Here is a 19,263-nt window from a genome sequence, read left to right on the forward strand (position 1 = left end):
CCGAATGCGGCCCAGACCAAGCGCGCTCCTACAGGCGGCGTCACCTGCCGCCATGCAGTTCCGCTCGATCCCGGTCGTGCATTGCGCACGATGCCAAATGTTCAATCGTGCAGCCTGCTTGTAAGAGTCGTCCCTCAAAAATATTTAACTTGTTGATTTATAACGTTTTTATGGCGTTCAAAAAGCTGGCACAACCGCTGCAATACTTCAGGTAACAAGTCTGCACCGTCGGACAACAAGATCACCTGGAGCCAACCGAATGAACACTCAACGCCTCGCCCAACTGCGCATTTCTCCTCTGCACTTGCAGCAGGGTCTGTTTGCCAGCCTGGCGTTGATGGTCACGCTGATCGTCGTTCAGCAGTTCGCTCACTGGAACCAGCATCAAGACACCGCTCAGATCCAGCCTGTCTACATTCACAGCGCGCCCTTCGCCAAGGCCAGCGCCCTGACAGCACGGGATGTGGCCCTGAGCCTGCAATCGGTTGAAGACGCGGCGGCCGTCAACGATGAGTCGCCTCGTCAACAGAGTTGGGTCTTCTGAGCTTCGTGTTCAAAGACGTGACCTTCACCCAGGGTCGTATTTGACACCTCGGTGCAGCTAGAAATTAAAAACAGTAAGGAGAATCACCATGTTGAGCTGGGCAATCACATTTCTGATCATCGCCATCGTCGCAGCGGTTCTGGGCTTCGGTGGTATCGCAGGCACTGCAACGGGTATCGCCAAGATTCTCTTTATTGTGTTCCTGGTGATGTTCGTCGTGTCGTTCTTCTTCGGTCGTCGCGGACGAGGCTGACCATGGCTGGCAAGCATTTCCATGCATTGACTCTGGCGCTTCTCGCAAGCGCCAGCGCCATGGCCATGGCGGCCAATGACGGGCAGACCCGGGTCAACGAGCTGCTGAGCTCGGACCCTGCGTACCGCCAGACCTGGTCAGGTGTAGTGAAGAAGGAAGAACGCCTGCCGGACTGGGTGATCAACCTGTCCGGTACGTCGGATCAAATGAACGCCGTAACGGAAGATGGTGACAAGTATCTGGTAGGGCCGCTTTGCGAAACCCAGGACACTTGTATCAACAAGCGTCTGATCGTGGCTTTCAGCATGGATAAGTCCCATGCCTACGCCATGTTGGTCGAGGTCCCGGCAGGTTTGCCGGCAGACAAGTCGCCAACTCGCCACGCCGATTACCGTTTCCTTGGCAAGCCCGATGAAGGCATGCAGGGCCTTTTGAAGGAGCAGCTCAAGAGAGATCCAAACTGGTACTGATTCGAATGACGGAAGACACAACTGCATTTGGTCTTCCCGACAGCCGCGCAACCCGAGGAGGGTCTGCGCGTGACCAAGGGGTCGGGACGTTCTGACCAAGGGAGTGGTCGCAGCGTCTCAGGTGCACAGGGAGTGCTCCCATTCGTGGGCCGGGTCAGGAAGCCGCCAAGCAAGTCCATTGTCAGAGCCGCTCGCGAGGCGATCCGATCATGGACTTGCGACGCGCAATCGATCTTCCCCTCCGTTTTTTCCCTCCCTGCGACCGTATATCGAGAAATATCATCCCCTTTCTTGCGGATTGGCCACCCATGACCAATTTGTCACTTGCTTGCCTCTTCACGCATCTCATCGCGCTACAGGCGACGTTTTAGCCACTTCTCAGCAGATTCCTGTACAGGTCCTATGCTCCGTTTCAGGGCGTTTTTTGCTAAGTATTTGATTTTCCTCATGCCGATTCGGCATGAGGTAGTCATTTACGGCATTAGACGATGGCCTCTTGCGTGGGAATAGTTGCGCCTTTTTTCCGCTTGCCGAGAGCTTGGATGCTCAATTGCGGTGACCTTCTCTGAACAGTTTCAAGGGCATTCGCGCCACCCAGTCGCTTCACAAGAGCGGCTCCAAAGCGTCGATGGAAGCTGTTCTCGCCAACTACAACAAAGGTTATTGAAATGAAGAAGGCAAAACTGAGCCTCGCCTGGCAGATCCTCATCGGTCTGGTCCTGGGTATCTCGCTCGGAGCGCTGCTCAACCACTTCAGCGCTGAAAAGGCGTGGTGGATCAGCAACATCTTGCAGCCCGCCGGCGATATCTTCATCCGTCTGATCAAGATGATCGTGATCCCGATCGTGATTTCCTCCCTGGTGGTGGGTATCGCGGGCGTCGGTGATGCGAAGAAACTGGGCCGCATTGGCCTGAAGACGATCATCTACTTCGAAATTGTCACCACCATTGCCATTGTTGTCGGCCTGCTGCTGGCCAACGTGTTTCACCCGGGCACCGGCATCGACATGAGCACGCTGGGCACCGTGGACATCTCGCAATACGAGAAAACCACGGCTGAAGTGCAGCACGATCACGCCTTGATCGCGACCATCCTCAACCTGATCCCGTCGAACATCTTCGCCGCCGTTGCCCGTGGCGACATGCTGCCGATCATCTTCTTCTCGGTGTTCTTCGGCCTGGGTCTGTCCAGCCTCAACGCCGAAGTGCGCGAGCCGCTGGTGAAGGTGTTCCAGGGCGTTTCGGAAACCATGTTCAAGGTCACTCACATGATCATGAACTACGCGCCGATCGGGGTATTCGCGCTGATCGCCGTGACCGTCGCCAACTTCGGTTTCGCCTCCCTGCTGCCGCTGGCCAAACTGGTGATCCTGGTTTACGTGGCCATCGCGTTCTTCGCCTTCGTGGTGCTGGGCCTGATCGCCCGCCTGTTCGGCTTCTCGGTCATCAAGCTGATGCGCATCTTCAAGGATGAGCTGGTGCTGGCCTACTCCACCGCAAGCTCCGAAACCGTGCTGCCGCGCGTGATCGAAAAGATGGAAGCCTACGGCGCGCCGAAGGCTATCAGCAGCTTCGTGGTCCCGACCGGCTATTCGTTCAACCTCGACGGTTCGACCCTGTATCAGAGCATCGCGGCATTGTTCATTGCCCAGCTGTACGGCATCGACTTGTCCGTCGGCACCCAGATCATGCTGGTGCTGACCTTGATGGTCACCTCTAAAGGTATCGCCGGCGTACCGGGCGTGTCCTTCGTGGTACTGCTGGCGACCCTGGGCAGCGTTGGCATTCCGCTGGAAGGCCTGGCGTTCATCGCCGGTGTCGACCGCATCATGGACATGGCGCGCACCGCGCTGAACGTGATCGGCAACGCGCTGGCGGTGCTGGTCATCGCACGTTGGGAAGGCATGTACGACGACGCCAAGGGCGAGCGCTACTGGAACTCGCTGCCGAACCTGCGCAGCAAGCAATCGATGCCGGTTGGCCAGTCGACCACCGACTGACCGCTCCCGCGTTGAACACAAACCCCGGCCTGTCCGGGGTTTGTTGTTTTCTCGGGAAAGAACCTGTTCCCTGTAGGAGTGAGCTTGCTCGCGATTGCTGTGTGTCAGCCCCCAGATGAGTCACAGACACACCACAATCGCGAGCAAGCTCACTCCTACAGGACTGGATACAGCCTGAGGGTTTGTTGTTTGCGCCCCCGCCGCTATCATTCCCGCATCTAGCGAGGGGATTTACTGATGCTCAATGGCCTGTGGCTTGGCTTTTTCGTGGTGGCGGCGGTTTCCGCACTGGCTCAATGGCTGATTGGTGGCAACGCCGGCATCTTTGCCGCGATGGTCGAGAGCATCTTCGCCATGGCCAAGCTGTCGGTCGAGGTCATGGTCCTGCTGTTCGGCACCCTGACCCTGTGGCTGGGCTTTCTCAACATCGCCGAGAAGGCCGGGATCGTCGACTGGCTCGGCAAGATCCTTGCCCCGCTGTTCCATCGCCTGATGCCCGAAGTGCCTCGCGGACACCCTGCACTGGGCCTCATCACCCTGAACTTCGCCGCCAATGCCCTGGGCCTGGACAACGCCGCCACGCCCATTGGCCTGAAGGCCATGCGTTCGCTGCAAGAGCTCAACCCCAGCCAGACCGTGGCCAGCAACGCGCAGATTCTGTTTCTGGTGCTCAACGCCTCGTCGCTGACGCTGCTGCCGGTGACCATCTTCATGTACCGCGCCCAGCAAGGCGCCGTGGACCCGACCATGGTGTTCCTGCCGATCCTGCTGGCCACCAGCGCCTCGACCCTGGTGGGCCTGCTCTCGGTAGCGTTCATGCAGCGCCTGCGCCTGTGGGACCCGGTGGTGCTGGCCTATCTGATTCCCGGCGCGCTGCTGTTGGGCGGCTTCATGGCGATCCTGGCCGGGCTGTCGGCGACCGCACTGGCGAGCCTGTCGTCGGTACTGGGCAACGTGACGCTGTTCGGCATCATCATGATCTTTCTGGTGGTGGGCGCGCTGCGCAAGGTCAAGGTGTACGAAACCTTCGTCGAAGGCGCCAAGGAAGGCTTCGACGTGGCCAAGAACCTGCTGCCGTATCTGGTGGCGATGCTCTGCGCCGTCGGTGTGCTGCGGGCGTCGGGGGCGCTGGATCTACTGCTTGAAGGCATCCGCCACGGCATTCAGTGGATGGGTCTGGACACCCGTTTCGTCGATGCCCTGCCCACCGCGCTGGTCAAGCCGTTCTCGGGCAGTGCCGCCAGGGCCATGTTGATCGAAACCATGAAGACCCAAGGCGTGGACAGCTTTCCCGCGCTGGTGGCCGCGACGATTCAGGGCAGCACCGAAACCACCTTCTATGTGCTGGCGGTGTACTTCGGCGCGGTCGGCATCCAGCGCGCACGTCACGCCGTGGGCTGCGCGCTGCTGGCGGAGCTGGCGGGCGTGGTGGCGGCGATCTTCGTCTGCTACTGGTTCTTCGCGTCGGCCGTGTAACGCCGCTGGCCCTGCTCCAGCGTCCACTGCAACACCTGGGCGGTCAGCGTGTCGCTGGCCTGCCCGAAGCCTGCCACCACCGCTGATACCTGTTTGTCGGCTACCGGCTGACGCACTTCGAAACGGTGGCTGGCGACGATGCGCTGGTGATCGTCGGCCAGGCGCGCGTCCAGGCGAATCACCACCTCGATGGCCTGGCCGCGGTACTCGCTCTGGAACGCCTGCAATTCCCCACCCAGTTCGAAGTCGGCCTGCAGGTTGCTGTCATCGGTGCTGATCGACTGCACCCGGCCATCGCGGTAAAAGGCGTCAGTCAGGCGGTTACGCAACAGCACCGGCGCCGGATCGCCCCAGCGTGCGCCCTTGTAGCTGCTGATGACATCGCCCTGAGGGATCACCGCGATGCGTGGGCTGTCCAGGGTTTCGCTGGATTTCGGCTTGGCCACCCGCAGCGACCAGGGCGTCGGCGCTGCGGCTTTGCTGCTGGTCTGGGCCGTGGGCAGGCGATAGACGTCGGAGGGCTCCTGTTTAGGCAGGATCGAACAAGCCCCCAGTGACACCAGCGCGCTCACCAGCAACAGTCGAGTGAAGGGAATACCGGCAAGCCTCATGGCTCGAACTCCTTGTTCTTGTCGCTACCGAGCAGGTAGCCGCTGGGGTTGGCGTTGAGGCTGCGAGAGATGGTTTTGAGTGAATTGAGGGTTTCACGCAGTTCGCGAATCGCCGGGCCCAGTTCGCCAAGCCCCTGCAATCCGCCATCCACCGAACCCTTGTTGGCCTTGATCAGTTGGTTGATGGTGTCGGTGCTCTGTTGCAGCGACAGCATGGCGGCCTGACCGGTTGCAATCGCCTGCTTGCCATCGACCGTGAACAGCAGGTTCGCGTTGCGCATGGCGGTGGACGTCTGGTCCAGCGTGGTGCTCGCCTGCTTGCTCAATGCCAGCAGCTGCTTGAGGGTCTGGCGGATGTCGTCGCGCTCGTCGGCGATCACCGACGTGGTCTTTTCCAGATGCTCCAGGGTGTTGCTCAGTGCCTCGACATTTTTCGACGACAGCAACTCGTTGGCGTTATGCAGGAACACGTTGACCCCGGTTATCAGGTCGTTGCTGTCGTTGAGCAGGCGCGAGATCGGCGAGGGCGAAGCGATGATGACCGGCAGGTTGCCGTCCTCGCCCTTGAGCTGTTCGCTCTGTGGCGTGCCGCCGCTGAGCTGGATGATCGAGGTCCCGGTAATGCCGTTCAACGCCAGCTTGGCGAAGGTATCGCGCTTGATCGGGGTTTCGCCGGTCACGCGGATCTGTGCCAGCACGCGGCGCGGGTCCTGAGGGTCCAGGCGCAGTTGCACCACGTCACCGACCTTGATGCCGCTGTACTGCACGGGGCTGCCACGGGACAGGCCAGTCACGGCTTCGTTGAACACCACCTGGTAATCCTTGAATGCCGTGTCGACGCTGGACTTGGCCAGCCACAGCCCGAACAGCAGTGCGGCGACCACCACGATCACCGTGAACAGGCCTATCAGAATGTGATGGGCGCGGGTTTCCATCATGAGACCTCGTGTGGGTGGGTGGCCGCTGCATAGGCCGAACGGCCGCGCGGGCCATGGAAGTATTCGTGAATCCAGGCGTCGTTGGTCGCCGCAACCTTGTCGATGCTATCGGCCACCAGTACGCGCTTTTGAGCCAGCACCGCGACGCGGTCAGTGATGGTGTAGAGGGTGTCCAGGTCGTGGGTGACCATGAACACGCTCAGACCCAGGGCGTCGCGCAGGGTCAGGATCAACTGGTCGAAAGCGCCGGCGCCGATGGGGTCCAGACCCGCCGTGGGCTCGTCGAGAAACAGGATGTCCGGGTCCAGCGCCAGCGCCCGGGCCAGGGCAGCACGCTTGATCATGCCGCCAGAGAGCGAAGCCGGATATTTGTGGGCGGCTGACAGCGGCAGGCCCGAAAGCGCCATCTTGATCCCGGCCAGGTGCTCGGCTTCTTCGCGGCTCAATCCCGCGTGCTCGATCAGCGGCAGGGCGACGTTTTCGGTGATGGTCAGCGACGAGAACAGCGCGCCTTTCTGAAACAGCACGCCGAAACGTCGCTCGACCTGGGAGCGGGCCTTGTCCGGCAGGTTCAGCAGATCCTGTCCCAACACCCGCACGTTGCCTTCCGCCGGCCGCTGCAGGCCGACGATGCTGCGCAGCAACACGGATTTACCGCTGCCCGAGCCACCGACCACTGCGAGGATTTCCCCGCGATACAGGTCCAGATCAAGGTTTTCATGGACCACCTGCGGGCCGAAGCGATTGCACAGGCCGCGCACTTGAATCACCGCTTCACTGGGTTGCACACAACGTCGGGTCACCAGCCAAGCTCCATGAAAAACATCGCGGCCAGTGCGTCCAGCACGATGACCACGAAAATCGACTGCACCACGCTCGATGTCGTATGAGCGCCCACGGATTCGGCACTGCCTTCCACCTTGAAGCCTTCCAGACAACCAATGGCGGCGATGAAAAAGGCGAAGATCGGCGCTTTGACGATGCCCACCAGAAAATGCTGAACGCCTATGTCGGCCTGCATCAGCGAGAGAAACATGGCCGGGGAAATCCCCAGCGACAAGGCGCAGACCACGCCGCCACCGACGATGCCGCAGATCATCGCCAGAAACGTCAGCATCGGCAGTGAGATCAGCAGTGCCAGCACGCGAGGCAGCACCAGCATCTCTGTAGGACTGAGCCCCAGGGTTTGTAAGGCATCGAGTTCTTCGTTGGCCTTCATCGAGCCGATCTGCGCGGTGAAGGCGCTGGCGGTGCGGCCGGCCAGCAGGATCGCGGTCAGCAGCACGGCAAATTCGCGCAGGAACGAGAAGCCGATCAGGTCGACCGTGAAGATCGTCGCGCCAAATGCCTTGAGCACCGTGGCGCCGAGAAACGCCACCACGGCGCCGACCATGAACGTCAGCAGCGCAACGATAGGCGCGGCGTCCAGGCCGATCTGCTCGATGTGGGCGATGACCGAGGTGGTGCGCCAGCGTTTGGGGCGAAACAGGGTGGTGACGAAGGTTTGCAGGATCAGCCCGACGAAGCCGAGCAATTGCAGGGTGTCTTTCCAGATCACCTCCACCGCCGAGCCGATGCGCGCCAGCAGCTGGGTGCCGACCGCGACTTCCGGGTCTTTCTGCGGCTGGCAGTAGTCGCACAGGGCGCTCTGGATCGTCTGCATCAGGGCACGGCTGGATTCGGGCAGGTTGGGCGCCTGAACGGCCAGCAGCCGCAGCCGTTGGACCCCGAGCAATTCGACCAGCAACGACGCCCCGGCGGTGTCCAGCGCACCCAGGCCGCTCATGTCCACCTGGGTATCGGCGCTGAAGCCTGCATTCAGGGCGTCGGTCTGGCGCTTGAGCTGGTGGTAATGGGCAAGCGTCCAGTCTCCGGCGATCCAGAGCTGTGCAGGCTGGGCCGAAGTGTCCAGCGAGACGGTTCCCGTGACCTTCGGCGTGTTGACAGCAAGGTGGGTGATTGAGGTCATAGCGACGAGCTTAGTTGGTTTTGGCCGGGTCGGGCGTGTTGTCCGCAGGCGCTTTGTCATCAGGTTTTTCAGCGTCCGGGTCATCCGGGCTCAAGGTGTCTGCGCCGGGCTTCAGGCCCGCTGGCGTGATCTTTTTCCGGGTCACGGCGGGCTGGTCCCTGTCAGTGACTTCGAAACGCAAGACGCCGATCATCTGGCCGTCTTCAGTCAACACTCGCACCTGCCATTTGCCGAGCACATCCGGTGGAAAATTCTGTTTGTGCGTCCAGGCCCGATAGCCTTCCTTACGTCCACCTCGGATGTCTAGAGCAATTCGATCAACCTCTTCGCCATTGTGTCTCCAAACGTGATAAATCCGCTCATCCAGACCACGGGGCGCGTTGATCGAGGTGTAGGCGTACAGCCCGCCGCTGCGCAACTGCTTGACGCCGACTTCCTGGATGCTCTCGCCGGGGGTGCGGTTCTGGTTGTCGAATTGCGTGCTGACCGCCACTTCCGTCAGCCAGAGCGTGGCCGGCGGCACCCAGGAACGCAGCAGCCAGCCGGCGCCGCCGATGGCCAGCGTCATCGCGACCAGGCCCACGCCGCGTTTCCAGGTGTTGATCGGGAAACTAGACGCCAGGCTTGGGAATGACAGCAGCACGGCAGCGATCAGCGCCAGCTTGTAGCTCTCGGCGGTGGTCAGGTGCAGGATGATCGGCATCGCCGTGAGCAAGGCGGCGAACAGGGTCAGGGTGTGCAGGGCCAGAAACAGCCAGCGGCGCGGTGCCAGCCATTTGTAGTAGAGCGGGTCGATGATGGAGATCAACGCCGCGATGGCCAGCAGGCCGGTAAATGCCAGTTGGCCGCTGTTCCAGGTGGTGGTAATGGAGAAGAACGGCAGTACGAAGAACAGGCTTTCCTGATGGATCATCTGCGTGGCATAGCGCAGAAGCGGCTGCGGGATTTCGCGTTTGAAGATTTTTGCGATCAGCCTTACAGCACTGTTCTCAACCATCAGCCACACCCAACTGATGAGCAGGATGGCCGCAATCCAGCTGCCGGGGCGGGACTGGCGGTCCACCATGATGAAACTGGCAATCCCCGAGCCAAACCCGAACAACGCAATCAGCCCCGGATAGCGTTTCATGAACTCCAGAACGCGCTGTACCAGTGAGTTCTGTATGAGGGCGTTGAGGTCGGGCATTGCGGTCATCACTTTGGCGTTAGGAAAATCCTGAGCAGGATACCAACATCCCCATTACCGCCGATCAATATTCATGGCGGCCCCGAAATCGCCAACACCGTAGCAGTCCGGCTTGCCGGCGTGGCGTCCTCAAGATCGCTCCCGCGGGCAAGCCCGGCTGCTACGCAGATCGGGGTGTTCGCAGAGTCTGGGTCTAACACCGATCCCGTAGCAGTCCGGCTTGCCGGCGTGGCGTCCTCAAGATCGCTCCCGCGGGCAAGCCCGGCTGCTACGCAGATCGGGGTGTTCGCAGAGTCTGGGTCTAACACCGATCCCGTAGCAGCACGGCTTGCCGGCGGGAGCGGCCTCAAGGTCACCACAGGGTCAGATGTGCCGCTTTCTATACGCTCGCCAGCGCCAGACGATCAGCAGCACCACCAACGCCAGCAACCCCAGCCCGATCTCGTACGCCTCGTCATAACTGACCAGCGGCTTTTCAATCCGCAGATACCCCGGCTGCGCCAGCATCTGACGCATGGCGCGGTTGGCCAGGTCCAGGCTTACGGCGCGGGTTCGCTTGGCCGGGTCCTCAAAGCGTCCGTCTTCGTAATCATTGAGCGCACCCCAGTAATAGTCCGCCAGCGCGCTGTTGCCCTGCACCGCCCATGCCTGTCTGGCAATCGAGGCCTGTTGCAGGCGGGCGAAGGTCGCAGGATCCATGCCTTCCTTGCGCAACCGCTCCAGCATCCCGCGAACAGCACTCACTGCAGGATCCACATCGTCACGATCAAGGTCCGCGTTCAGGCTGAGAAAACCGGTGTCGCCATAGGCTTCGCGTTCCGCCGAGGGCCCGTAGGACAACCCCTTGTCCAGGCGCAGATCGCTGTACAGCGCCCAGTCCAGATAGGCTTTGACCAGATCCCAGGTTTCATCATGTTGCTCGCCCATGTCCGGTTCAGGGAACAACAAGTGCAGCTTGGCACCATCGCCTAGCGCCCCGCGAATCAGGGTGCGTTCCGGCTCGGCCTTGTCGGTGACGGTGGCCAGTGGCGGATGTTCGCTGGGGTCCACCGCGTTGAGCTGGCCGTAGGTGCGTTCCAGATAGGCCGGCAGCAGCTTGTCCAGTTCGCCAACGATGATCAGGGTCATGTTGTTGGCCGCGTACCAGTTGTCGTGGAAGTGCTCGATCTGTTCCAGCGTCAGATGATCGACCTGCGGACGTTCAGCGCACTTGAGGCCCAGTTCCACCGCCAATTGGCTGCCTGCGCTGTTGCCCAAGTCGCGCTTGTCCAGCCAGCGTTGCAGGTGCGAATAGTGGCCGCCGTCTTCACGCTCGACAATGCGCTTGGCGGTATCCAGGTTGGTCTGGTTGATCTGGGTGTGGGTCAGCACATCGAGCAGCAGGTCCAGCACCTTGCGCTGGTTCTGCGCGGGCGCCTCGATCACGAAAGTGGTATCGGTGTTGCTGGTGAACGCATTCCACTCCCCGCCCAACGCCTGCATCTGCTGCTCAAGGCCGCCCTCGCCGGAGTCGTCGATGCCGCTGAACAGCAGATGTTCGAGCAGGTGCGGCAGCTCTTTGTCCTGGCAGGGAAAATCGTCAAAGCCGACGCCCACCACCAGGCGAATGGAAACGTGCCCTTTTTCAGCCGGCTTGAGCAGCAACTGCAAACCGTTGGGCAATACATAGCCTTCCACCCGAAAGCGGTCGATGGCCATGGAGGAAAGGGATGTCACAAACAGGCAAACGAACAGCAGGCAACGCATAAAAACGGGCTTCCTTGCGGGCCGGTATGTGTAACAGACTTCAGACCGGCCCTGGCGTTCACCTCGATTGTTCAGGCTCGCTTTCGCTGGACAAGGCCCCGGTGTCGCTGGTTTCAAGTACGGCATAGGCGCTGCTGCAGAACATGGAATTCAGACGTTTCATGTCGGCGATCAGCTCGAGGTGAAGCGAACTGGTCTCGATACTCTGCACGATTTTACGTTGCAGTCTGCTGACATGGGCATGGGCCAGACGCCGTTCCTGTGCCCGGAAACGACGTTTTTCCCGAAGCAGCTGGCGCGCGCTTTCGGGGTCGCCGCTGAGAAACACCGACAGACCCAGGCGCAGGTTGGCGATCAGTTGTTCGTGCAGCCCGGAAAGCTCCTCAAGGCCCACTTCTGAGAAGGAGCGGCGCTGGGCGGTCTTCTGCTGCTGGACCTTACGCAGCATACGCTCGATCAGGCCGCTGGCCAGTTCCAGATTGATCGACAGCTCGAAGATTTCGGCCCAGCGGCGGTTGTCCTGATCGCTCAGGTCTTCGCGAGGCATTTGCGCCAGGTACAGCTTGATCGCGTTGTAGAGCACTTCGATGTCGTCGTTCAGCCGCCGCACTTCCTGGGTCACGGCTGTCTGGTTGCCACGCAGCACCTCCTGCATGGCGCTGAGCATGCTCTCGATCAGATCGCCGATACGCAGGGTCTCGCGCACCGCGTTGGCCAGCGCCAGGCTCGGCGTGGCCAGCGCCGAGAGGTCCAGATGACGAGGCTTGGTCTGGCCGTTGGCCTCGGCCGGCTGCGGCAGGATCGACGCACACAGGCGGCCCATCGGCGCAACGGTCGGGAGCATCAGCAGGCAGCGCAGCGAGTTGTAGATCACGTGGAAGCTGATGACCAGGCTGGCCGGGCTCAGCTCCAGCGAGTCCATCCAGTGCACCAGCGGTGTCAGCACCGGGATGATCAGCAACAGGCCGATGAGTTTGTACAGCAGGCTGCCCAGCGCCACCTGGCGCCCGGCGACGTTTTGCATGCTGGTGCTCATGAACGCCAGCAGGCCGCTGCCGATGTTGGCGCCGATGACCAGGCCGATGGCGACCGGCAGGCTGATGATTTCCGCACCGGCCAGGGTGGCCGTCAACAGCACCGCCGCCAGGCTCGAATAGGAGATCAGCGCGAACATGGCGCCGACCAGGGCGTCGAGCAGGATGTCGCCGGTCAGCGAGGCGAACAGCACCTTGACGCCTGCGGCCTGGGTGATGGGCGCCGCTGCGGTGACGATCAGCTGCAGCGCCAGAATGATCAGGCCCAGGCCGATCCCGACGCGGCCCAGTTGGCCGATGCGGGTCTGTTTGCGCGAAAGGAAGAAAATCACCCCGAGAAAGATCAGCAGCGGCGAGAGCCACGACAGGTCGAACGTGAGAATTCGGGACATGACCGCAGTACCGACGTCGGCACCGAGCATGATCGCCAGCGCGGGCGTGAGCCCCATCAGCCCCTGGCCGACGAACGAGGTCACCAGCATGGCAGTGGCGTTGCTGCTCTGCACCAGTGCGGTGACGAGAATGCCGGCGATGAACGCCAGCGGTCGCTTGGACATGTTCTGGCTGAGCACCAGGCGCAACTGCGTGCCATAGACGCGCAGAATGCCCGTGCGAACGATGTGCGTGCCCCAGATCAACAGCGCGACGGCGGAAAGCAAATCGAGCAGGGTCAGCATACAAAAAGCCCCCTGTAGTGTGCCCAATGGGCAAGGATTGAAAGTACAGCGTGTAGCGAGCGACAGCGCTTGAGTCTTATCGTGATAAGCATGCTCAACTAAAGCTTTAGTCGGCCCGAGGCCTTATTGCCAGCATGGCACAGACGATTATTCAGTGAAACAAAACTGTAACAAATCAGCCATTTGAAGCGCGATACCCGCGCATGAAAAACGGGGCATTTTTCAATGCCCCGTTCCATTCAGCTACAACGCATCGGTTGTTATTGACCCGGAACGTCCTTGCGAAGTTTCACAGGGTCCTTCAAAGCCCGCTTCTTGGCCATGGCTGTGCGCATCTTGATGTTGATCGCTTCCACCGCCAGCGAGAACGCCATGGCGAAGTACACGTAGCCTTTTGGCACATGCACATCGAAGGATTCGGCGATCAGTACCGTACCGACGACGATCAGGAACGAAAGCGCGAGCATCTTCAGGGATGGGTGCTTGTCGATGAAGTCACTGATGACGCCCGAGCACAGCATCATGACCAGCACGGCGACGATGATCGCCGCGACCATCACCGGTACGTGGGAAACCATGCCCACGGCGGTAATGACCGAGTCCAGCGAGAACACGATGTCGATGATCGCGATCTGCACGATGGTGTACAGGAACTGGCCGCCCTTGCCTTTGGGCTCCTCCAGTTGCTCTTCCTCGCCTTCCAGGCCGTGGTAGATCTCCTGGGAGCTTTTCCACAGCAGGAACAGGCCACCGAAGAACAGGATCAGGTCGCGCCCGGAGATGCCCTGCCCCAGTACCACGAACAGGTCGTCGGTCAGGCGCATGACCCAGGTGATCGACAGCAACAGCAGGATGCGCGTGACCATCGCCAGCGCCAGGCCGAAGATGCGCGTGCGCGGCTGCATGGCCTTGGGCATGCGGCTGACCAGGATCGAGATCATGATGATGTTATCGATACCCAGAACGATTTCCAGCGCGGTCAGGGTCAAGAAAGCAACCCAGATCTCAGGGTTGGTCAGCCATTCCATTACGTTTTCCTTTGAGCTTGTTGAGCCTAGGCCGTCGCGTGTGCGCAAGCCCGGCTGTCATTGTGATTTATAGACTGCTGAATGCAGGGAAGATGCCCATCATCAGCGCGGCGATCAGTATGCAGACGCAGACCAGCACCGCCCATTTCAGGGTGAAGCGCTGGTGATCGCCAAATTCGATGCCGGCCAGCGCGACCAGCAGATAGGTCGATGGCACCAGCGGGCTCAGCAGGTGGACGGGCTGGCCGACGATCGAGGCACGTGCCATTTCCACCGGGCTGATGCCGTAATGCGCAGCGGCCTCGGACAGCACCGGCAGCACACCATAGTAGAACGCATCATTGGACATGAAAAATGTGAACGGCATGCTGACCACCGCCGTGATGACCGCCAGATAAGGCCCCATCGCGTCAGGAATCACAGCCAGCAGGCTCTTGGACATGGCGTCGACCATGCCGGTACCGGACAGAATGCCGGTGAAGATACCGGCGGCGAAGATCAGGCCGACCACGGCCAGCACGCTACCGGCGTGGGCCGCGATGCGATCCTTCTGCGCCTGCAGGCAGGGGTAGTTGACGATCATGGCGATACTGAACGCGATCATGAACAGCACAGGCAGCGGCAGCACGCCCATGATCAGCGCGATCATCAACACCAGGGTCAGCGCGCCGTTGAACCAGATCAGCTTGGGGCGACGGGCTTCAGGAAACTGCGAGACGCTGATTTCGCTGTGATCGACTTCATCGCCCGGCAGGTGCAATTCACCGAGGCGAGCACGTTCGCGTTTGCCGTAGAAGTAGGCGATGACCAGGATGGCGATTACGCCGGCCAGCATTGCAGGAATCATCGGTACGAAGATGTCGGACGGATCCACATGCAGCGCGCTCGCCGCACGGGCGGTCGGGCCGCCCCATGGCGTCATGTTCATCACGCCGCCCGCCAGGATGATAAGGCCAGCCATGATTCGCGGGCTCATGCCCAGGCGGCTGTACAGCGGCAGCATGGCGGCCACGCAGATCATGTAGGTGGTGGCGCCGTCGCCGTCCAGCGAGACGACCAGTGCCAGCACGGCGGTGCCGACCGATACCTTGACCGGGTCGCCCTTGACCAGCTTGAGGATCTTGCGCACGGCCGGGTCGAACAGGCCGGAGTCGATCATCAGGGCAAAATACAGAATCGCGAACATCAGCATCACGCCGGTGGGCGCAAGTTTGCTGATGCCGGCGAGCATCATCGGGCCGATGTCGGTGGCGAACCCGCCGAACAGGGCAAATACGATAGGTACGATAATCAGGGCGATGAGCGCCGACAGGCGTTTGCTCATGATCAGGTACATGAAGGCGACGACCATGGCGAAGCCGAGGAAGGTCAACATAGAAATACTCCAGGCGTTACGCGACGAAAGAACGTTTGATACGAAGCAATCAGCTCAGGACGAGCGGCGCGAGGAGTGAGGGTGCGAACGGGAGGTGCAGCGCAGGGGTAGCAAGAGCAAGCATCAGAATCACCGAAATTGTTGTTGTTGATGGGCCGGAGAACGTCGAGCGTTCGTCCTGGCTGACCGGTCTGTCGCCGGAGGTGAGGCGATCCTAAAGGGCCAAGCTTTCAGCCAGCTTTCGCCGGGGTTTCGCTCGTCGCCGTCGGAAAAATGCAGCAAATCGGGCTTTTGGCAGTCAGAGGGAAGACACGTAAGGGAGAGCGGCCATGACAAACAGTCATACTGGCGGGTGCCATTGCGGCCGCCTGCGTTATCATTTCGATGCGCCATTGCGCGACATCGCCCACTGTCATTGCTCGATCTGCAGGCGTACTTCCGGGGGCATCGTGGTCACCTGGATCACCGTGCCGCTCGACGCCTTCAAGTGGCTGGGGGCAAGCCCTGCGGCCTACGATTCAGGTCCCACCTGCGTGCGGTTTTTCTGCAGCAACTGTGGGGCACAGATGGCGTTGTTCAGCCAGCACAGTCCCGACACCATGGACGTGACCATCGGCACCCTCGACCATCCAGAGAACGCCCCGGCCGAGCGGCATATCTGGACCGACAGCCGGTTGCCGTGGCTGCACCTTGATGAGCATTTGCCAGAAGAGCGCGAAGAAACGATCTAAGCGATTGTGCGTTCCTACGGGATTGGGGGTAACGCGGGGTTTGCGCCTCACCGCCGTACCTGTAGCAGCACGGCTTGCCGGCGGGGGCGGCCTCGAGATCGACCCGCGGGCAACCCGGCTGCTACGGGATTTGGGTGTGCATGGGATGTGTTTACGGCAATTCCAACCCGCCAGCGGCTTTGTGCAACGCCCGCAAGTGTTCGCCGATCTGCTTGAGGTTGTCTTCGGTGGCGGCGATTTCGGCGGCGCGATCCGGTTCCAGCAGCGCCCTCACCTCCTTGTCCAGGTCGCCGCTCAAGCGCTGGAGCTGCTTCTGCCGCTCGCTGCTTTCCGCCTCCAGCCGTTTCCACTCACCCTCTTGGGGCAAGCCATAACCGCCGCTGCCGAGCAGCTCAGCCGGACGGCTTAAGAAGCCGCTGTTGGCCAGAATGTCCTGCAAGGTGCCGGTGGCCTGGGAAACCCGGTTGTCTTTCTTCTCCACTGCGCTCAGATAACGCTGCTTCACCTCATCCTGCGCCAGCAACAACTGCCGACGCATGCTGGCCTGCTCCAGCAACAGCAAGGCCGCGCTACTGCGCAAATCGGCCTTGGCAAAGTACGGCTGTCGCTCCTTGGCGGACAGCGTCAGCCAGTCCTCCACCGTCGCCTCCTTCACCTTGGTGGTTTTGCGCAGCACATCGAACATCGCCTGATAGCGATCACGGTACGAGTCAAAGCGATAGCCCAGGCGCAGCGCCCGCTTCTGGTCGTCCAGCACGCTGGTGTCGGCCAACCCCCTGCCCTTGAGCACTTCGAGCAGGCCGTTGGGCAGGATGCTGTCCAGGCCGACAAGGCGCGGGTCGTTTGTGCCGCTGCGCAACAGCTTGAGGTTCTCAACCGCGCAGTTGTTGGACAGGAACCAGTAATCGCCGTCGTAGGCCCAGTGCATTTCGGCGGCATGCTGCACCAGGCCATCGATCTGCTGGCGCGACAGTTTCAGCGGAACCGACGCCAGGCTGCGCAGTTCGGTCTTGGTGTACTCGTCGATCACCTGGCCCAACGGCAGCACGAACAGCCGCGAAGGGTACTTGCCGGTCAGGCCGCTCCAACTGGACAGCTGCAGGTCGTTGACGAAGGCGCGGTAAGACAGCACCAGGTGCTGATCCAGATCCAGGCGGCAATCCGGCCCCCTTGGGCGACCGGGCTTGCAGATGACCAGCCGAAGCATGCTGTGCCCCCAGCGGCTCACCAGATTCTGGTTGGCTTCGGCCAGCAGGTAATCAACCTCATACACGCGCTCGGGGTCGAGCTTGCCCAGCGGCTCGCGGGCGAAATCGTTGCCGGCGTTCAGGTACGGATAGGAACTCGGGCAGTCTTCCTTGGCCGCAGGGGCCCAGCCGAACTGCTGCCGGTAATAGTCGTACAGCGCCGGGCGGCGGCAGGCATAGGCAGGATCGAGGAGGAAGTACTCCATGTTCACCGCCACGAATTCCAGCGGGCTGCTGATTTCGTAGATGTCCGGGCTGCGGGCCACTTGGCCGTTGCGCTCTTCGCGCTCTCCTCGCCGTCCGACGTATTGCGGCCAGCCTGCCAGATCCAGCAGGCGCGGATCGTCGCTCAAGGTAAAGCGCCGGTCCGTCTGGCCGCGGCAACTGTCGCGCAGGCCGATCTTGCCCAGGCTGTTGCCCTGGCGTGAACAGGCGATGATGAGTTTGCGCTCTTGCGCCGACCACAACTGGGCGTGGTCGTAGATATGAGTCAGTTCATGCAGCACCGTGGCGAGCATTTCTTCGCGAACGGTACCGTGGGGGCGATTGGTCTTGGTGGTGGCGGCACTGCCGTCGGTCAGGCCTGCCAGCAGCTTCTGATTCAGGTCCAGGCGGTAGGGGCCGTCAGCGCGTCCATAGGCATTGGCCGGCATGTCATCGGTCCAGCGCACCTCCACCTTGCGGTCCAGCTTGGTGATGAACATGGGCGGCAGGTGCGCCAGGGCTTCATCCAGTAGCGTCTGGCTGGCTTTCTGCTGTGCAGGATCGAGCCCGTCGGTGTACAGCGACAGGCTCAGGTCGGCAAAGGCGCTCGTGCAGATCAGCGAGAGCGCCGATGCCAGCAGCCAGGCGGCTACGCGCCTCACAATGCGAGGATGGCTTCGGCGAGATCCTGGTCACTGGCATTGCGGGCTTCGGGCAGACGATCGCGCAGGGTGGCGAAGGCCGCATCCAGGCGGGCACCGTGGATGTCACCGTTGCTGGCGACATAGCTGGCGGCGTCGTCCTGGGCTTCCACAACCATTTTCCAGTTGCGGACCGAAGAGGTGGTGTCGGACGTGAAATCAACGCTGCGGCCAAAAGCACGAACAACAATGTTGCTGGTCGCTTTCAAGGTTTGAGCCTGAGCCACGTCGGTAAGCACGAGCAAGCCCAGGGCCGCAACGATAAGCGGGGTACGCATGGAACGTCTCCAAAAGACAGAAGATACAAAAAGTAATTATTGGACGAGGATTGCCTGCGCCAGTTCAAGGTCGCTGGCATGAAGTTTTGGAGAGGTTTGACGCAGACACATCAACGCCGACTCCAGTTGTGCTCCTCGCAGTTGGCCATCAGTGGCAATGAACGCTGCAGCATCATCCTGGGCGGCAAGTATCAGTTTGTTATCGAAAGGCCCGGTCGTCACCTGACTGGTGCCGTACCCGCTTTTGATCAGGCTTTGTGTGGTTGTGTCGAACGCTTGAGCCTGGGTCACACAGATCAGGCTGGCAGTCGCTGCAATCAACAGGCGAGACAATAAGTGCATGAGTCTTCGGTAATGACGGAACGAGCCGCAAGGCTAGCGCAATGCCCCGGCCAGAGCCAGTGAAGGTAGCGGGGCAAGCGTTGCCAAAGCTGTCGCGAAGCTGAATCAGATGGCGAGAATCGCCTGAGCCAGCTGTGCGTCCGAAGCCTGGAGGCCAGGTGCTATTTCACGGATGTGGGCGAAGGCGCCTTCCAGGTGAACGCCGCGAATCTCGCCTTGGGAGGCGACAAAGCTTGCGGCGTCGTCACGGGCGGCCAGCACGATCTTGTCATCGTGGAAGGACGAGGAGATTTTCGACGTGGCGTTGGACGAAGCATCGAGCGCGCGAACCAGTGTGTCGGTGGTCACCACGAAGCTGGAAGCCTGGGCCCCGGTTGCCGCGATCAGAAGCGCAGCGGCGGTCATGAGACGAAGACGAGACATGTTGGAACTCCACAAGGGTCAATCGAAACC

At 61.1% G+C, this 19,263-nt stretch carries 19 protein-coding genes; 6 read left to right on the plus strand and 13 right to left on the minus strand.

Going from position 1 to position 19,263, the window contains the following annotated elements:
* Positions 1–259: 259 nt before the first annotated feature.
* From NPS29_RS22665 to NPS29_RS22685, 5 genes are all read left to right on the plus strand, one after another.
* A complete protein-coding gene (locus tag NPS29_RS22665) occupies positions 260–544 on the plus strand; it encodes a hypothetical protein (protein ID WP_274135258.1) in 285 nt (94 codons plus the stop codon).
* A gap of 88 nt (positions 545–632) precedes the next feature.
* Positions 633–797: a DUF1328 domain-containing protein gene (locus NPS29_RS22670; protein WP_025257796.1), complete on the plus strand. Its 165-nt coding sequence runs from the start codon at positions 633–635 to the stop codon at positions 795–797.
* A 2-nt stretch (positions 798–799) separates the two neighbouring features.
* The gene (locus NPS29_RS22675; RefSeq protein WP_274135261.1) at positions 800–1,267 is read left to right on the plus strand and encodes an inhibitor of vertebrate lysozyme family protein; all 468 of its coding nucleotides are present in this window, start codon (positions 800–802) and stop codon (positions 1,265–1,267) included.
* A gap of 668 nt (positions 1,268–1,935) precedes the next feature.
* Positions 1,936–3,267: a glutamate/aspartate:proton symporter GltP gene (gene gltP, locus NPS29_RS22680; protein WP_274135263.1), complete on the plus strand. Its 1,332-nt coding sequence runs from the start codon at positions 1,936–1,938 to the stop codon at positions 3,265–3,267.
* A gap of 237 nt (positions 3,268–3,504) precedes the next feature.
* Complete coding sequence (locus tag NPS29_RS22685; RefSeq protein ID WP_274135264.1) at positions 3,505–4,743, plus strand: nucleoside recognition domain-containing protein; 1,239 nt, start codon at positions 3,505–3,507, stop codon at positions 4,741–4,743.
* Here NPS29_RS22685 and NPS29_RS22690 read toward each other — a convergent pair.
* The 9 genes from NPS29_RS22690 to NPS29_RS22730 all read right to left on the minus strand — a co-directional run bounded on the left by NPS29_RS22690 (position 4,716) and on the right by NPS29_RS22730 (position 15,307).
* Complete coding sequence (locus NPS29_RS22690) at positions 4,716–5,354, minus strand: ABC-type transport auxiliary lipoprotein family protein (RefSeq protein WP_274135265.1); 639 nt, start codon at positions 5,352–5,354, stop codon at positions 4,716–4,718. The genes NPS29_RS22685 and NPS29_RS22690 overlap by 28 nt on opposite strands.
* Complete coding sequence (locus NPS29_RS22695; protein WP_274135304.1) at positions 5,351–6,289, minus strand: MlaD family protein; 939 nt, start codon at positions 6,287–6,289, stop codon at positions 5,351–5,353. The genes NPS29_RS22690 and NPS29_RS22695 overlap by 4 nt, the downstream gene beginning before the upstream one ends.
* Positions 6,289–7,080 (minus strand): ABC transporter ATP-binding protein, encoded by a 792-nt coding sequence (locus tag NPS29_RS22700; protein WP_400784121.1) that lies wholly within the window; start codon positions 7,078–7,080, stop codon positions 6,289–6,291. The genes NPS29_RS22695 and NPS29_RS22700 overlap by 1 nt, the downstream gene beginning before the upstream one ends.
* Positions 7,081–7,091: 11 nt before the next feature.
* On the minus strand, positions 7,092–8,261 hold the full coding sequence (locus NPS29_RS22705) for an ABC transporter permease (RefSeq protein ID WP_274135267.1): 1,170 nt from the start codon (positions 8,259–8,261) through the stop codon (positions 7,092–7,094).
* Positions 8,262–8,271: 10 nt separating this feature from the next.
* Positions 8,272–9,447 (minus strand): DUF5924 family protein, encoded by a 1,176-nt coding sequence (locus NPS29_RS22710; protein ID WP_274135268.1) that lies wholly within the window; start codon positions 9,445–9,447, stop codon positions 8,272–8,274.
* Between the two features lie 363 nt (positions 9,448–9,810).
* Positions 9,811–11,193: a M16 family metallopeptidase gene (locus NPS29_RS22715; protein WP_274135269.1), complete on the minus strand. Its 1,383-nt coding sequence runs from the start codon at positions 11,191–11,193 to the stop codon at positions 9,811–9,813.
* A gap of 58 nt (positions 11,194–11,251) precedes the next feature.
* Entirely contained in the window at positions 11,252–12,904 is a 1,653-nt protein-coding gene (locus NPS29_RS22720; protein WP_274135271.1) for a Na/Pi cotransporter family protein, read from the minus strand.
* 260 nt (positions 12,905–13,164) lie between these two features.
* On the minus strand, positions 13,165–13,932 hold the full coding sequence (locus tag NPS29_RS22725; protein ID WP_274135273.1) for a TerC family protein: 768 nt from the start codon (positions 13,930–13,932) through the stop codon (positions 13,165–13,167).
* Between the two features lie 67 nt (positions 13,933–13,999).
* Positions 14,000–15,307 carry a CitMHS family transporter gene (locus NPS29_RS22730; RefSeq protein ID WP_274135275.1) on the minus strand — a complete coding sequence of 436 codons (1,308 nt, stop codon included), beginning with the start codon at positions 15,305–15,307 and terminating at the stop codon, positions 14,000–14,002.
* 329 nt (positions 15,308–15,636) lie between these two features.
* Between NPS29_RS22730 and NPS29_RS22735 the strand changes: the two genes are divergently transcribed.
* On the plus strand, positions 15,637–16,038 hold the full coding sequence (locus NPS29_RS22735; RefSeq protein ID WP_274135277.1) for a GFA family protein: 402 nt from the start codon (positions 15,637–15,639) through the stop codon (positions 16,036–16,038).
* Positions 16,039–16,189: 151 nt separating this feature from the next.
* Here the strand turns inward: NPS29_RS22735 and NPS29_RS22740 are convergent, their stop codons facing one another.
* The 4 genes from NPS29_RS22740 to NPS29_RS22755 all read right to left on the minus strand — a co-directional run bounded on the left by NPS29_RS22740 (position 16,190) and on the right by NPS29_RS22755 (position 19,233).
* Complete coding sequence (locus NPS29_RS22740) at positions 16,190–18,151, minus strand: DUF4105 domain-containing protein (RefSeq protein ID WP_274135279.1); 1,962 nt, start codon at positions 18,149–18,151, stop codon at positions 16,190–16,192.
* Positions 18,148–18,468 carry a DUF2388 domain-containing protein gene (locus NPS29_RS22745; protein ID WP_274135281.1) on the minus strand — a complete coding sequence of 107 codons (321 nt, stop codon included), beginning with the start codon at positions 18,466–18,468 and terminating at the stop codon, positions 18,148–18,150. The genes NPS29_RS22740 and NPS29_RS22745 overlap by 4 nt, the downstream gene beginning before the upstream one ends.
* 36 nt (positions 18,469–18,504) lie before the next feature.
* A complete protein-coding gene (locus NPS29_RS22750; RefSeq protein ID WP_274135283.1) occupies positions 18,505–18,810 on the minus strand; it encodes a DUF2388 domain-containing protein in 306 nt (101 codons plus the stop codon).
* 105 nt (positions 18,811–18,915) lie between these two features.
* Positions 18,916–19,233 carry a DUF2388 domain-containing protein gene (locus tag NPS29_RS22755; RefSeq protein WP_274135286.1) on the minus strand — a complete coding sequence of 106 codons (318 nt, stop codon included), beginning with the start codon at positions 19,231–19,233 and terminating at the stop codon, positions 18,916–18,918.
* Positions 19,234–19,263: the final 30 nt, after the last annotated feature.

Source organism: Pseudomonas putida, from assembly GCF_028682175.1.
GTDB classification, from domain to species: Bacteria; Pseudomonadota; Gammaproteobacteria; order Pseudomonadales; family Pseudomonadaceae; genus Aquipseudomonas; species Aquipseudomonas putida_AD.

What these genes read in the sequence shown, in the direction of transcription:
- NPS29_RS22685 (WP_274135264.1), top strand. Translation starts at nt 3,505, where the DNA reads ATGCTCAATGGCCTGTGGCTTGGCTTTTTCGTGGTGGCGGCGGTTTCC.
- gltP (WP_274135263.1), top strand. Translation starts at nt 1,936, where the DNA reads ATGAAGAAGGCAAAACTGAGCCTCGCCTGGCAGATCCTCATCGGTCTG.
- NPS29_RS22695 (WP_274135304.1), bottom strand. Translation starts at nt 6,289, where the DNA reads ATGGAAACCCGCGCCCATCACATTCTGATAGGCCTGTTCACGGTGATC.
- NPS29_RS22670 (WP_025257796.1), top strand. Translation starts at nt 633, where the DNA reads ATGTTGAGCTGGGCAATCACATTTCTGATCATCGCCATCGTCGCAGCG.
- NPS29_RS22720 (WP_274135271.1), bottom strand. Translation starts at nt 12,904, where the DNA reads ATGCTGACCCTGCTCGATTTGCTTTCCGCCGTCGCGCTGTTGATCTGG.
- NPS29_RS22755 (WP_274135286.1), bottom strand. Translation starts at nt 19,233, where the DNA reads ATGTCTCGTCTTCGTCTCATGACCGCCGCTGCGCTTCTGATCGCGGCA.
- NPS29_RS22715 (WP_274135269.1), bottom strand. Translation starts at nt 11,193, where the DNA reads ATGCGTTGCCTGCTGTTCGTTTGCCTGTTTGTGACATCCCTTTCCTCC.
- NPS29_RS22745 (WP_274135281.1), bottom strand. Translation starts at nt 18,468, where the DNA reads ATGCGTACCCCGCTTATCGTTGCGGCCCTGGGCTTGCTCGTGCTTACC.
- NPS29_RS22705 (WP_274135267.1), bottom strand. Translation starts at nt 8,261, where the DNA reads ATGACCTCAATCACCCACCTTGCTGTCAACACGCCGAAGGTCACGGGA.
- NPS29_RS22750 (WP_274135283.1), bottom strand. Translation starts at nt 18,810, where the DNA reads ATGCACTTATTGTCTCGCCTGTTGATTGCAGCGACTGCCAGCCTGATC.
- NPS29_RS22690 (WP_274135265.1), bottom strand. Translation starts at nt 5,354, where the DNA reads ATGAGGCTTGCCGGTATTCCCTTCACTCGACTGTTGCTGGTGAGCGCG.
- NPS29_RS22665 (WP_274135258.1), top strand. Translation starts at nt 260, where the DNA reads ATGAACACTCAACGCCTCGCCCAACTGCGCATTTCTCCTCTGCACTTG.
- NPS29_RS22675 (WP_274135261.1), top strand. Translation starts at nt 800, where the DNA reads ATGGCTGGCAAGCATTTCCATGCATTGACTCTGGCGCTTCTCGCAAGC.
- NPS29_RS22735 (WP_274135277.1), top strand. Translation starts at nt 15,637, where the DNA reads ATGACAAACAGTCATACTGGCGGGTGCCATTGCGGCCGCCTGCGTTAT.
- NPS29_RS22710 (WP_274135268.1), bottom strand. Translation starts at nt 9,447, where the DNA reads ATGCCCGACCTCAACGCCCTCATACAGAACTCACTGGTACAGCGCGTT.
- NPS29_RS22725 (WP_274135273.1), bottom strand. Translation starts at nt 13,932, where the DNA reads ATGGAATGGCTGACCAACCCTGAGATCTGGGTTGCTTTCTTGACCCTG.
- NPS29_RS22730 (WP_274135275.1), bottom strand. Translation starts at nt 15,307, where the DNA reads ATGTTGACCTTCCTCGGCTTCGCCATGGTCGTCGCCTTCATGTACCTG.